This is a genomic window from Arenibacter sp. ARW7G5Y1 (genome assembly GCF_003201775.1).
In the GTDB taxonomy this organism is placed as follows: Bacteria; Bacteroidota; Bacteroidia; order Flavobacteriales; family Flavobacteriaceae; genus Arenibacter.
Genome location: NZ_QJJZ01000014.1, coordinates 32,048 through 45,151, shown reverse-complemented (window position 1 = coordinate 45,151; position 13,104 = coordinate 32,048). Strand labels below are relative to the sequence as shown.

The 13,104-nt window shown below is 39.5% G+C and carries 15 protein-coding genes; 5 read left to right on the top strand and 10 right to left on the bottom strand.

What is annotated here, in order from left to right:
- The first annotated feature begins 92 nt into the window (after positions 1-92).
- Positions 93-533, top strand: coding sequence for a hypothetical protein (locus C7972_RS17995; RefSeq protein ID WP_110357556.1), 441 nt, complete (start codon positions 93-95; stop codon positions 531-533).
- Between the two features lie 69 nt (positions 534-602).
- Here C7972_RS17995 and C7972_RS17990 read toward each other — a convergent pair whose 3' ends face one another.
- Positions 603-1,820 (bottom strand): RsmB/NOP family class I SAM-dependent RNA methyltransferase, encoded by a 1,218-nt coding sequence (locus C7972_RS17990; protein WP_110357555.1) that lies wholly within the window; start codon positions 1,818-1,820, stop codon positions 603-605.
- A gap of 71 nt (positions 1,821-1,891) precedes the next feature.
- On the opposite strand from C7972_RS17990, the gene C7972_RS17985 reads away from it, so the two are divergent.
- Positions 1,892-2,923, top strand: coding sequence for an oxidoreductase (locus tag C7972_RS17985; protein ID WP_110357554.1), 1,032 nt, complete (start codon positions 1,892-1,894; stop codon positions 2,921-2,923).
- 66 nt (positions 2,924-2,989) lie between these two features.
- On the opposite strand, the gene C7972_RS17980 is transcribed toward C7972_RS17985, so the two are convergent.
- The 3 genes from C7972_RS17980 to C7972_RS17970 are packed head-to-tail and all read right to left on the bottom strand — an operon-like array spanning position 2,990 to position 4,526.
- Positions 2,990-3,442, bottom strand: coding sequence for a hypothetical protein (locus C7972_RS17980; protein ID WP_258364890.1), 453 nt, complete (start codon positions 3,440-3,442; stop codon positions 2,990-2,992).
- A complete protein-coding gene (locus C7972_RS17975; protein WP_110357552.1) occupies positions 3,432-3,950 on the bottom strand; it encodes a hypothetical protein in 519 nt (172 codons plus the stop codon). The genes C7972_RS17980 and C7972_RS17975 overlap by 11 nt, the downstream gene beginning before the upstream one ends.
- A 33-nt stretch (positions 3,951-3,983) precedes the next feature.
- Entirely contained in the window at positions 3,984-4,526 is a 543-nt protein-coding gene (locus C7972_RS17970; protein ID WP_110357649.1) for an RNA polymerase sigma factor, read from the bottom strand.
- 226 nt (positions 4,527-4,752) lie between these two features.
- Here C7972_RS17970 and C7972_RS17965 point away from each other — a divergent pair, with 226 nt between their 5' ends.
- Positions 4,753-5,418 (top strand): uracil-DNA glycosylase, encoded by a 666-nt coding sequence (locus C7972_RS17965; protein ID WP_110357551.1) that lies wholly within the window; start codon positions 4,753-4,755, stop codon positions 5,416-5,418.
- A gap of 225 nt (positions 5,419-5,643) precedes the next feature.
- Positions 5,644-6,060, top strand: a complete 417-nt coding sequence (locus C7972_RS17960) for a response regulator (protein WP_110357550.1) — start codon at positions 5,644-5,646, stop codon at positions 6,058-6,060.
- 23 nt (positions 6,061-6,083) lie between these two features.
- Here the strand turns inward: C7972_RS17960 and C7972_RS17955 are convergent, their stop codons facing one another.
- The 6 genes from C7972_RS17955 to C7972_RS17930 form a co-directional block, all read right to left on the bottom strand.
- Positions 6,084-6,944, bottom strand: coding sequence for a substrate-binding domain-containing protein (locus tag C7972_RS17955; RefSeq protein WP_110357549.1), 861 nt, complete (start codon positions 6,942-6,944; stop codon positions 6,084-6,086).
- Between the two features lie 110 nt (positions 6,945-7,054).
- Positions 7,055-7,921: a nucleoside phosphorylase gene (locus C7972_RS17950; RefSeq protein WP_110357548.1), complete on the bottom strand. Its 867-nt coding sequence runs from the start codon at positions 7,919-7,921 to the stop codon at positions 7,055-7,057.
- A 1-nt stretch (position 7,922) separates the two neighbouring features.
- Complete coding sequence (locus C7972_RS17945; RefSeq protein WP_110357547.1) at positions 7,923-8,855, bottom strand: DUF1835 domain-containing protein; 933 nt, start codon at positions 8,853-8,855, stop codon at positions 7,923-7,925.
- Positions 8,856-8,928: 73 nt separating this feature from the next.
- Positions 8,929-9,258 carry a translation initiation factor gene (locus tag C7972_RS17940; protein WP_110357546.1) on the bottom strand — a complete coding sequence of 110 codons (330 nt, stop codon included), beginning with the start codon at positions 9,256-9,258 and terminating at the stop codon, positions 8,929-8,931.
- Between the two features lie 108 nt (positions 9,259-9,366).
- Positions 9,367-9,972, bottom strand: coding sequence for a DinB family protein (locus tag C7972_RS17935; RefSeq protein ID WP_110357545.1), 606 nt, complete (start codon positions 9,970-9,972; stop codon positions 9,367-9,369).
- A 77-nt stretch (positions 9,973-10,049) separates the two neighbouring features.
- The gene (locus C7972_RS17930) at positions 10,050-11,000 is read right to left on the bottom strand and encodes an isopenicillin N synthase family oxygenase (RefSeq protein ID WP_110357544.1); all 951 of its coding nucleotides are present in this window, start codon (positions 10,998-11,000) and stop codon (positions 10,050-10,052) included.
- A 127-nt stretch (positions 11,001-11,127) separates the two neighbouring features.
- Here C7972_RS17930 and C7972_RS17925 point away from each other — a divergent pair, with 127 nt between their 5' ends.
- A complete protein-coding gene (locus tag C7972_RS17925; protein ID WP_110357543.1) occupies positions 11,128-13,104 on the top strand; it encodes a thiamine pyrophosphate-dependent enzyme in 1,977 nt (658 codons plus the stop codon).

Below are 13,104 nucleotides of genomic sequence, written 5' to 3'. Positions count from 1 at the left end.
TATGAAACCAAGTAGGGTAATTTTCCAGTAGGTTGTTTTATATACAAACAGTGAGAGAAATAAAATCACAGTTTATATAAAACAATGTAGCTATGAAGGGATTACAATTTTTAATTTTAGCGATTCTACTTTTTTCTATTGAGGGATCAATAGCCCAGGAAGTAGTAACCACCGAACAGGAAAAGCTTACTTACTATGAGCAGAGGGCCAGGGAAGATGCCCAATTTGAGCAATCCCAGGAATTGGCAGAAAGGGAGGAGGAAGAATTCTGGGAATCACAAAAGGAGTATGAGGGCCGATTGAAGAAGAGGGATAAAAAGGCTTATAAGGCATATATGAAAGCTAAGAGGGACGCTTATGCGGTACATCGCAGTCATTGTGACGACCATTGTCATCACAGTGACCATTACCATACACATGCCAGTTTCTATTATTACCACAACGAACCTTATCGCTATGGATCCCATTCCAAAGGGACAACTATCCGCACGGGAGTAGGGATAAGCACACCTAGCGTTAGGATAGGACTTTAGGAAATAGCAACTAAAAAGAGGCTGTCCATAAACATGGACAGCCTCTTTTTTTTTAATCGATTTCTTCTTTTAAGCAGGTTTTTTTTCCAATAAGGCCATATAGAATCCGTCAAATCCGGTTTTGCAGGCATATATATTGCTATCCTTGATTAGGCTAAAGTCCTTACCGGCTTCGGAACCGAGGAATTTTTTTACTTGCTGTATATTCTCCTGTGGTAGTATGGAACAGGTAGCATAGACCAATTTACCTCCGGGTTTAACGATCCTGCTGTAATCCTGAAGGATCTGTTGCTGTGTAACCATTATTTTTTCCAAGAATTCGGGTTGTAATTTCCACTTGGCGTCGGGATTTCTTTTTAGTACCCCTAATCCTGTACAGGGAGCATCAATTAAGACCCTATCTGCCGTATCGTACAGTTTTTTAATTACCTTGGTGGTATCTATGGCTCTGGTCTCCACATTATGGGCTCCATCGCGCTTGGCCCTTCTTTTTAATTCCTTTAGTTTGTTGCCATAAATATCCAATGCGATCAGTTGTCCTTTGTTTTCCATCAGTGCCGCCAAATGAAGTGTTTTACCCCCAGCTCCTGCACAGGTATCGACTACGCGTTGACCCGGTTTAACATCCAAAAAAGGAGCCACCAATTGGGAAGAGGCATCTTGTACTTCGAACCAGCCATTTTTAAAGGCCTCGGTAATAAACACATTGGAACGCTCCTTTAGCCTTAAGGCGTCAGGATAGCCTTTTATGGATTCGGTTTCAACCCCGGCTTCGTGGAGGACACTGCTTAAATTATCCTTGGTAGTTTTTAAGGTATTTACCCTTAAAATTACTTCAGCCTGCTCATTCAGTGCGTGTAATTCTTTGGTCCACAGGGCTTCGCCCAAGGCTTTTGCACAAAGTTCGTCCATCCAATCCGGTACAGATTCCCTATATTTCCTTATTTTGGACAGTTCATCAAATTTTCCTTTGATCCTTCTTTCCGGTGTAGGTTCAATTTGCTTCCAGTCTGGTAATTTAATGCCTTTAAGAACGGCCCAAACAGCGAACATCCTAAATAGGTTTTGTCTGCTATAGGGAGCCTTTACATCGGCTATTTCCGCATACAATCGCTTCCAACGGACCATTTCGTAGGTGGTTTCCGCAATAAAACCCCTGTCCCTGGAACCCCAGCGTTTGTCATATTTTAGTACTTTTTCTACTACCTTATCTGCATATTCCCCTTCATTAAATATAAAATTCAACGCATCAACAACCGCAAACACTAGATTTCTATGTAATCGCATTTTTAAAAATTAAGATTGCAAAGGTATTGTATTAGAAGCTATTCCTCTTATTTTTGGGGAAAATTATAAGCATGCGCAATTATTTGGTGTTTCTCATTCTTTTTATTTTGGCCTCGTGTTCCGAAACGGACGAAAGGAGAACGTTCAACTCTGTAAAAATAGAGACGATCTATACCGATTCGTTGAGTTTTAGGGCAATCGAGATTATGGATGGGGGCAATATGGCTTTTGCTGCCAACAAGGGCGCTTTTGGTCTGGTAGACCTTAAGTCCAACAAAGTGAGGTTAAATACACAGAAATTTGATAGTATACTTCCTGAATTTAGGGCTGTAGCCCAAAACTCCACCGATTTCTTTATGCTTTCGATAGCTAATCCGGCCTTGTTGTACAAAACGGGGGACAAGGGCAATATGGAATTGGTTTACACGGAAGTGGGAGAAAAGGTATTCTATGATGCCATGACCTTTTGGAACGATCAGGAGGGAATTGCCGTAGGGGATAGTATGGATGGCTGTCTGTCCATAATCATTACTAGGGATGGCGGCAATACCTGGAAAAAATTGCCATGCACTTCCTTGCCAAAGTCAGAACCCGGGGAAGGGGCCTTTGCAGCCAGTAATACCAACATAAAAGTGCTGGGTTCCAAGGCTTGGATAGCAACTACTAGCGGAAACGTTTATTGCACTAGGGATAAGGGATTTACATGGGAAGTTATAAAAACGCCAATAATAAGTGAAGAACCGACCCAAGGTATTTTTTCCATTGATTTTTACGATGAAGACTTGGGCGTTGTTTTTGGAGGTGATTATACAGACCCTGTAATAAATAAAGGCAATAAAGCATTGACTACCGACGGTGGTAAAACCTGGAAATTGATCGCCGATGGTAAACTTCCGAATTTTAGAAGCTGTGTGCAATTTGTTCCGGGGGCCATGGGGAAGTCCTTAATCGCCGTTGGCTTTGAGGGTATTGCTTATTCCCATGATACTGGTAAAAGTTGGAAACAACTTTCCGATGAATCTTTTTACACCCTTAGGTTTATGAACGACACTACTGCGTATGCTGCAGGAAAGGGCAGGATAGCGAAACTTATTTTTCGCTGAGTGTCCTGGAAGCTATCGGTTGCAGAGCTTCGATCAATGCCCTTTGGCTTGGATTCTGGGCAACTATTACCGACCTCCCTTTTTTTGTCGATATTGTTTGATTAGTTGACGTTTAAAATCCTCTTCCGAACGCATCAATAAAATGGTCTTCTTGGCTGAAATTGTCTTGGATATTTTTTCGATATAGGATTTTTCCAACTTATATTTTTCTTCCTCCAATCTTTGCATACGTACCAAAAGTTCATTGGCCCGAGCGTCCGATAGGGCATCCAGATTTTTTATCTCGGAACCTATTTCTATGCGCTCCTCTTTAAACAAACCTTCCCTCTTGGCTTGATGCTCGTTGTAAATAGGCCAAAAACTTTGGGCTTCTTTGGAGGTGAGGTCCAATCTTTCCGTAATGAAAGCTACTTTTAGGGATTTTATTTTATCCCAATCCTTTCTTTCCTGTGAGCTTAGGGATAATGTAGCCACAAGGAAAAAAAGCGGGGCGAGTATTTTTATATTTCTAATCATCATTGTGCATGTTTAATTCTTCAAAATCGTCAATATGGGAATCCAGATAATCTATGATATTGTCATTATCCAGTCTACTTTCCAGAATATCGTTTAAGTCCAGATCATGGATAGGAAGTATTTCCGCCAAATCATAGGAAGAAAGTTCCAAATCGTTAAATTCAAAATAATGTTCTATGTCCGAGTTGGCCAAATCCGAATAGGACGGCGTTTTAACGCTATTAAATTGAACGCTAAGGAACAAAAGTATAACCGCAGCTATGGAAGCGGCAGTATAATAGTGTTTTTTATAGGATTTTAATGGAATTACCTTAGGCTCTACCGGAGTGTTTTCCAATTGCCCCAGAATCTTGCTGTTTATATTCTCAAAATATCCCTCCGGAACTTTGAATCCTTCATTTAGGGGTGTAGAAATATCCTCCTTGGCTATCTTTTTCATGAGATCGTTGGACAGGGTATCGAAATACCCCTCCGGAACCTTAAAGCTGTTATTTTTATTTAATTTATCCATTTCAATAGTTTGACCTTGAACAATATAAAAGGTTTAATTCTCTTTTAAAAAAGCTTCGATCTTTTTTGATGCCAAATGATAGGAAGCTTTCAATCCGCCCACAGTGGTATCTAAAATTTCAGAAATTTCCTCATACTTCATTTCCTGAAAATATTTCATATTAAAGATCAATTTTTGTTTTTCAGGAAGCGTTGCAATGGCCATTTGTAATTTATGTTGAATCTCATCCCCTTCAAAATAGACATCGGCCCTCAAATCTTCCACAGCCTTGGTCATTAACTTTTCGTTATTGATCTTAAGTTTGTGCGATTTGGATTTTAAGAACGACAAGGATTCATTGGTAGCTATCCTGTACATCCAGGAGTATAGCTTACTATCACCCTTAAAGCTGTCGATATTCCTAAAAACTTTTATAAAGGTATTTTGCAGCACATCATCGGCGTCATCATGGTTTAATACAATTCTTCTTATATGCCAATACAAACGCTCCTTGTAAGTATTTACCAGTATCTCAAAAGCCTTGGCCTGATGGTCCTTTTGCTTTAATTGTATTACTAAAGTTTCTTCCGCAATCAATATTTTGGACTTAAGTTCCATTATAGGACTATAAAAATCGAAAAAGGTTTATTTATAGTTCATATTTTATTGTATTCAATTGCAAAGGTAAACAAGTTTAACTACTACCATATTTTTTAGCTTAGCACCTTTTATAGATTATTATTTTTGTTTTTTAGCTATTTTTGGTGTTATCCCATGCAAAAGGGCACCTATAATGTTTAACAATTATATAAAGAAATCATAAGTGATCTATAGCGTACACAATAGTTGGCACAAGCTTCTGCTAGAGGAATTTAAAAAGCCTTATTTTGAAGCCCTTATGGTATTTGTTGAGCAGGAATACGGCAAGGGGAAATGCTATCCTAGGGAGAGCGATATTTTTGCGGCCTTTAACCATTGCAGCTTAGAAGAAGCCAAAGTAGTTATTATAGGTCAGGATCCATATCACGGTCCTAATCAGGCCAATGGTCTCTGTTTCTCTGTAAGTGAAGGGGTGGCGCATCCACCATCATTGGTAAATATATTTAGGGAAATTGAATCCGATCTAGGCAGAGCCTATCCCCAAAATGGTAATTTGGAACGTTGGGCGGACCAAGGGGTACTTTTATTGAACGCCACCTTAACGGTACGGGCTCATGAGGCCGGAAGCCACCAGAATAAGGGATGGGAACTTTTTACGGATACCGTAATCCAAAAATTATCCAACGAAATGGAGGGATTGGTTTTTTTGTTATGGGGAGGTTTTGCAAAGAAGAAGGCAAAATTGATCAATCCCGAGAAACATTATATTTTAACTTCAGGACACCCTTCCCCCTTAAGTGCCAATAGAGGGCATTGGTTTGGGAACAAGCACTTTAGCAGGACGAATGAAATATTAATTAAAAATGGTAGGCAGGCAATTAATTGGTAATTCGAATAGGTTGGGACAAGTTTTAAAACAAAACTGTTCCAATGTTATGAAGTATCGATAGGTTTCCATTTATTTGCTTAATTCCTGCTAATGCAGCAATATTTATATTACTTTTTTGTCCAAAAGCCAAAATGTACATTAACTAAATCTATATTTGTATTTTTTTTTGAATCTGTATTATAAAACTTGCAATAGCATTTGTGATATTAAATATTAAATAGGTTAATGAATTCCACTAGATTAAAATGGGTATTACTGGTTGATGATGACGGAACGACCAATATGCTAAATAAACTTTTTTTAAAAAAACTTATTCCAGATCTGGAAATCGATACGGTTACGGACGGTCATAGGGCGTTAGATTTTATAGAGGCCAATATCAATGATATAGATCAAGGTAGTTTTCTATTGATTTTGGATATCGAAATGCCGATAATGAACGGATGGCAATTCTTGGAAGCCTTCGATATTCTTTTTAGAAAAGAGGAAAAGGAGAAAATTGTTATAGCCGTTTTAACAGCCAATAGTAGTGAAGAATTAACCTACAGGGCACTATCCAATCCCCGCGTCAAGGAATGCCTACAGAAGCCTTTGTCGGACATCAATTTCAGAAGTATTATCCAAACCTATTTTTACGACTAGAGAAGATCAAAAAATTGCGTTGGCTATTTTTTAGGTTCCTTATATAATATCTCCGTGTTGGGGATTATCTTTTCTATCAGCCTTAAATCCTTTAAAGTATTTTGTACTAATTCCAAATTCTGTTTGCCTATATTCTTTTGTCCCCATTCCGTTAGGGATAACCAATGCCTAATGTCCTCCAATTCCTGATTGTAAGTATTGGCCAAGGTCCGGTCTATACTGGGAATTTGTTTAAAATCGGAGGTGTATACATTGATGACCTCCAGTATATGGGCCAAGGTTCCGGGATTTTGGGCTATAAATTTATCCGTGGCAGCAATTACAAAGCAGGGCCAGGGGGTAGGACAATCTGTAATTCTTCGAAATACACCCTGATCGACCAAGGGTTTTGTAGTAAAACGTTCCCACATAAAATAGTCGGACTTACCCTCTGTTAAACTCGTAACGGCCCCATTTAAATTATCCACGACTTCAAATTTTAATTCATTGGTATCCCAGCCTTGGTTTTGGGCGTTTACATAGGCCATTAGATGACTGCCACTTCCGTATCTACTTATGGCTGCGGTTTTGTTTTTTAAATCGGACAAGGCCTTGTAATCGCTTTTTGCGGCCACGTGGATTCCCCATAGGAGGGGGGTGGCAATATATTCCTGTACTATTTTGGAAGGATTGCCCTCACTGATACTTTTTATAATCCCTTCGGTGAGAATAATGGCCAAATCAGTTTCATTGTCCCTTAACATTTGTGCCATTTTACCGGTTCCTTCCGGGATATCTTTCCATTTTAGGTTTATTCCTCTGGCGGCAAAGGCTCCTTCTTCCACAGCTAATTGCCATGGAAAATTAAAGTGTTCTGGAACACCTATGATGTTTACGGTTTTCAAATCAATTTATTTTTATGTGGATTGTCCATTAATTGGGCGTTGTGGCTATGATGGTGCCAATATCCCTTGTTATTTATAAATAATTATCTTGGTTTTGCTCTGTTGGTCCTTTAGGCTATTTTGTTCAGGGCGTATTTGATTAAGGCGTCTATGGCCAAATCCGGCCTGGACGAAAATTGGCCCTTGGCCCTGTTTGCCAGTATGCAGTTTAAGGAAACGGCCCTGTGCCCCAATAACTTTGCCAGGCCATATATCCCTGAGGTTTCCATTTCCAAATTTGTAATACGTTTATGATTGTAGTTAAAACTGGCCAGTTTGGCGTTCATGTTTTTATCTTCCAATTTTAAACGTAGACTTCGGCCTTGGGGTCCATAGAACCCAACATTGGTAGCGGTGAATCCAAGTTGGACTTTGTCCGAAATGAACTGGGCTCCCAAATCTTTGTCAAATGCTACTACATAGGGATTGGACTTGTCTTTCAGCCAATTGGTGTGCTTTACGAATGCTTGCTGTATTTCTGGGTGTTGGATGTGGACACTGTCGTAAAAATGCAAAAGACTGTCCAGGCCAATGGCATATTCGCTCAACAAAAAGGAATCTACAGGAATTTCGGGCTGAATTGCGCCTGAAGTGCCTATGCGAATAATGTCCAAGCGGGTTTTATCTTTTTTTATCGTTCTAGTTTCAAAATCTATATTGGCCAAGGCATCCAGCTCATTTAGGACTATATCTATATTGTCCGTGCCAATACCTGTTGAGATTACCGAAATACGTTTATTGTTAAGCCATCCAGTATGGGTAAGGAATTCCCGTTTTCCCTTTTTTAGTTCAATGGTATCAAAATACTGTGAAACTAGTTTTACCCTATCGGGGTCTCCAACGGTGATTACGGTATCTGCTAGGTCTTGGGGAAATAAATTAAGATGGTATACGCTATGGTCTGCGTTTAGGATTAGCTCTGAAGAACCAATTTTCATTTTACAATTTTAGTATGCGGTTCGTTTCAGAGTTATAGAGGAAATTATATTTTAAGGCTCCGCCCAAATAGGCGTCATTTTCTTGGATACAGGAATAATAGCTAGTTTTTCCTTCCAAGATTTCCATCCCTTTTTTTGAAAGTTTAACAGGATTGAAATTGGTAAAAAGTGGCTTTAATTTGGTTATGACCCGCTCGTATTGGGTATCACCAAAGCCATAACGCCCTTGATTCTTTAATACCGTGTTCAGTAATACCAGCTTGGTCTTTGGTTTCGCACTGCGTGCCAGGCGCAGAATGTTATTTTCCACTTCATTGAGACCGTTCCTAATGGTTGGGAAACGCATTAAATGGGCTTCAATGGCACCTGATAGGTGGGAGAACTGAAAACTGTCAAAATCTTTAAGATTCTCCAATCTAATGGGGTTGTCGCTACAGTACAACTGCCAAACATAATCGGCATATTCTATATCGTCCTGTGTTAAAAGGGTGCGATTAGTGTATAAATTGCGTAGTTGGTCATCGGTTGATTCCCCTAAGCCTAAAATATTAACGGAATTATCCTCCTCCACACTCGATACCAAAGAAATTTCGGCATAAGGTCTGTGGGTCTTGAGCCAACTGATTACCGCCAACATATTAATTTGATCAAAAAGATCGAAATCGAACCAAAGAACAATACGGTCTTCCTGTTTATGGTTACAAAGGGTGCGGTATTCTTTTAATGTTTTGTCAATAAACCAGGACTTGGAAACCTTGTAGTTTTTATTCAAAAATTCGAACCTGGTTTTCCAAAATGATTCACTTCCAACATTCGTTTCGGTCTTACCTTCACATAACATTTCGCGCCAGGTAATAATATCCCCTTCCAATTTAAGGGTACTTAATTTGTTGGTGAGTATATCACCGTTTGTTATGTGTAATTGGGAACTCATTGTAATGGTGGTTTAGGTTGTGGCTAATAAATGTAGTGTTTTATCTTAATATCAAAAAATAATTAACAAAAATCTAACCTCCAACGCGTTTAACTTTAAATCCTTTCTCTTTTAATATGGTCATTATTTTATCTCTATAATCCCCTTGGATGATAATGGAATTATCCTTAAAACTTCCGCCTACGCTAAGTTTGGTTTTGAGCTCTTTGGCCAATTTCTTAAAATCTTCGTCTGCACCGGTGTATCCCTCTAAAATGGTTGTTGGTTTTCCCTTTCGTTTTTCATACTTGCAAATAATAGGTTCATCCTGTAGCCAAATATCATTTTTAGTATCCCTTTTCTGTTCATCCTCCGTAGGCTCATGATCCGGAAATAGATTTTTCAATTGATCCTTTAAGTCCATTGTATATTTTAAAATTATGCTAAAATAATATTTCAGCGCTAAAATCAAAACGCATCCTTCGCAAATTGGGAATTTTGTTGGGATGGGTCCTTTTAATTTGGTTACTGTTTATTCCATAGGAAAGTCTTCGTCATCCATAACCTCCTCCATTTGTTTAATATGCCTTTCCGTATGGCCAGACATAAATAAAAGTATTTGGTAGGCATCAATGGTTCCGAAAGGAAGTTGTTGGTAACGGTTTCGCAGGTCATCCTGGGTACTGTTAACAAATTCAATATGTTCCTTCCTCTTGGATTTAAATTCTTCGACTGTTTCTTCAAAACTCCCGTATTTTCCCGATGGCTCAAAAGCTTCTCCTGTTTTCACCTTTTTACTGCGATCTTCTATCATGGCAATTAATCCTTCATCCGATATCTTAACTTCTGAACGCTTGCCAGGCTCTGCCCCATGGGCCAAAGTACTTTGAAGCATACCAAAGATCATATTTTCGGAAATTGCAATATGCTCGGCACATTCAGCAATGGACCAAGAATCATCCGTTGCCTTGTAATTGAGTTGCGCTTCGTTTAAGCCCTCAATAGTGTTTAAAAAATGATCACGGGATTTTGTCATTTCTTTTACGGCAAATTCCCTTTCCGCATCTGTAAGGGTGGAATTAATCACTCCAAATGCCAAAACCGCCAATAAAACAATTGGTAAAACTACTTTTTTCATAATGTCCAAGCTTAAATTGTTAATACTAAAGATTGTTCCATTCTATAGGCAATAATTAAACTTGGGTTAATTTTCACCTACTTCGTAATTAAGCCTAAATCTATTAGTCTTTCATGCAAAAATTCCCCAGCCGTAATATCCCCAAATTGTTTTGGATGTTCTTTATCCACACATTTTTCCAAACAATTTAAAGGCATTTCGCTAATTGGATGCATAAAAAACGGCACGGAATACCTAGAGGTACCCCATAGTTCCTTGGGGGGATTGACCACCTGATGTATGGTGGATTTCAATTTATTATTGGTTAAACGGGAAAGCATATCCCCTACATTGATCATCAGTTGATCCGGCCGGGCTATGGCATCTACCCACTCCCCGGCGTGGTTTTTTACCTGGAGCCCCTTGCCATGTGCCCCCATTAATAGTGTAATTAGGTTAATATCCCCATGAGCCGCGGCCCTAACCGCATTTTTGGGTTCATGTTGAATTGGGGGGTAATGTATAGGCCTTAAAATGGAGTTTCCATTTTTGATAAAATCATCAAAATAGGTTTCATCCAATTCCAAATGAAGGGCCAGTGCACGCAGAACAAATTTAGCCGTTTTTTCCAGCATCTTATAAGTTTCCTTACCCACGGCATTAAAATGGACCAATTCTTGGACCTCTACATTGGGTGGATATTCTTTTTCCAATCTTGGATTGTTTTCCACATATTGGCCAAAATGCCAAAATTCCTTTAAATCACCCTCTTTTCTTCCCTTGGCATGTTCCTTTCCAAAAGAGGTATATCCCCTTTGCCCTCCAATTCCGGGAATTTCATATTTATCCTTAATTTCCTGCGGTAGGTTAAAAAATTGCTTGATTTCCGAATAGAGATCGTCCACCAATTGCTGGGACAAAAAATGACCACTTAATGCTACGAATCCAATTTTCTCGAAGGCACTTCCTATTTCTTTAATGAATTTTTCTTTTCGATTTTTATCGTTGGATATATAATCTTCGAGATTTACACTGGGTATTGCACTCATCATCATGTTTTTTTAATAAAGTCAAAGTTAACAAATATGGCTAATCTTCTTGAAATATTATTCGCCTTTGTTTTTCCGTTTTGTTACATTTATAAATTAATTAAGCCTAAAAGAACATAAACATAACATGCAATATAAAGGAGATAGTGTTGATAAGGCCATGCAATTGAAACTTTATCAACGGATGTTAAAACCACGCATGATAGAGGAGAAAATGTTGATACTTCTACGGCAGGGGAAAATCACCAAATGGTTTAGCGGTATAGGGCAGGAGGCCATATCGGTAGGGATTACCAGTGCCTTAAGGCCGGATGAATACATCTTGCCCATGCACCGAAATCTTGGTGTTTTTACTACGAGAAATATACCTTTGCACCGACTTTTCTCCCAATGGCAGGGTAAGGGCAATGGCTTTACCAATGGTAGGGACAGAAGTTTTCACTTTGGCACCCAGGAATATAGGATTGTGGGGATGATATCCCATTTAGGCCCCCAATTGGGGGTGGCGGACGGAATTGCACTTGCAGATCATTTGAAACAAAATACCAAGGTTACTGCTGTCTTTACGGGAGAGGGAGGTACTAGCGAAGGCGATTTTCATGAGGCCTTGAATCTTGCAGCAGTTTGGAATCTGCCAGTTTTATTTTGCATAGAGAACAACGGTTATGGTTTATCTACCCCGACCAACGAGCAATACAGATGTGAAAATTTGGCGGATAAGGGAGTTGGTTACGGAATGGAATCGCATATTCTGGAGGGGAACAATATCTTGGAGGTGTATTCCCAGGTCGATTTTATTTGTAAGAGTATGCGGAAAAACCCTAGGCCTGTACTATTGGAATTTAAGACTTTTAGGATGCGCGGCCATGAGGAGGCAAGTGGCACCAAATATGTCCCACGGCAATTATTGGAAGCCTGGGAGGAAAAGGATCCGATTGTAAATTTCGAAAACTTTCTTTTGGATGAAAAGATTCTTTCGGCCCATTTGATAGAAACCTTTAAAAATGAAATACAGGCTGAAATTGACTACGACCTAAAAAAGGCATTTGCGGAGAAAGAGGTAGAAGTAGATGAAACAAAGGAATTAAAGGACGTTTATAAAAGTTTTGATTATCAGGAAATTAACCCCAATGCCATTACTAAAAATATTCGCTTGATCGATGCGGTTTCCCAAGGCCTGAAACAGTCTATGGAAAGACACGAAAATCTGGTGGTAATGGGACAGGATATAGCGGATTATGGTGGAGTGTTCAAGATAACCGAGGGTTTTGTGGAGACCTTTGGGAAGGACCGGGTGAGGAATACCCCCATATGTGAATCCGCAGTGGTTTCCGCAGCAATGGGCCTTTCCATAAACGGAGTGAAATCGGTAGTGGAAATGCAGTTCGCAGACTTTGTAAGTACAGGATTCAACCCTGTTGTCAACTATTTGGCGAAGGTGCATTACCGCTGGGGGGAGCATGCAGATGTTGTTATACGGATGCCCTGTGGTGCAGGGATGGGGGCAGGACCTTTTCATTCCCAGACCAACGAGGCCTGGTTTACCAAGACCCCAGGTTTAAAAGTGGTCTATCCTGCATTTCCCTATGATGCCAAGGGGCTTTTGGCCACGGCCATAAATGATCCCAATCCGGTATTGTTTTTTGAACATAAAGGACTTTATAGGAATATTTACCAAAATGTGCCCGAGGATTATTATACACTTCCCTTTGGTAAGGCATCCCTGTTGAGGGAGGGCACAGATATTACTGTGGTGTCTTACGGTTTGGGAGTTCATTGGGCTTTGGAAGCTCTCAATGAAAATCCGGGTGTAAATGCCGACTTGATAGACCTGAGGACGTTGCAGCCCATGGATATGGAGTCTATTTATAAGTCTGTAAAAAAGACTGGCAAACTAATTGTTCTACAAGAAGATAGCTTATTTGGTGGGGTGGCCAGTGATATTTCGGCCTTAGTGGTGGAAAACTGTTTCGAGTATTTGGATGCACCCGTAAAACGGGTTGCCAGTTTGGAAACCCCTATTCCATTTGCGAAAAATTTGGAAAACAATTATTTGCCCAAAGAAAGATTCGTAAAGGAACTTTTAAATTTAATAGCCTATTAA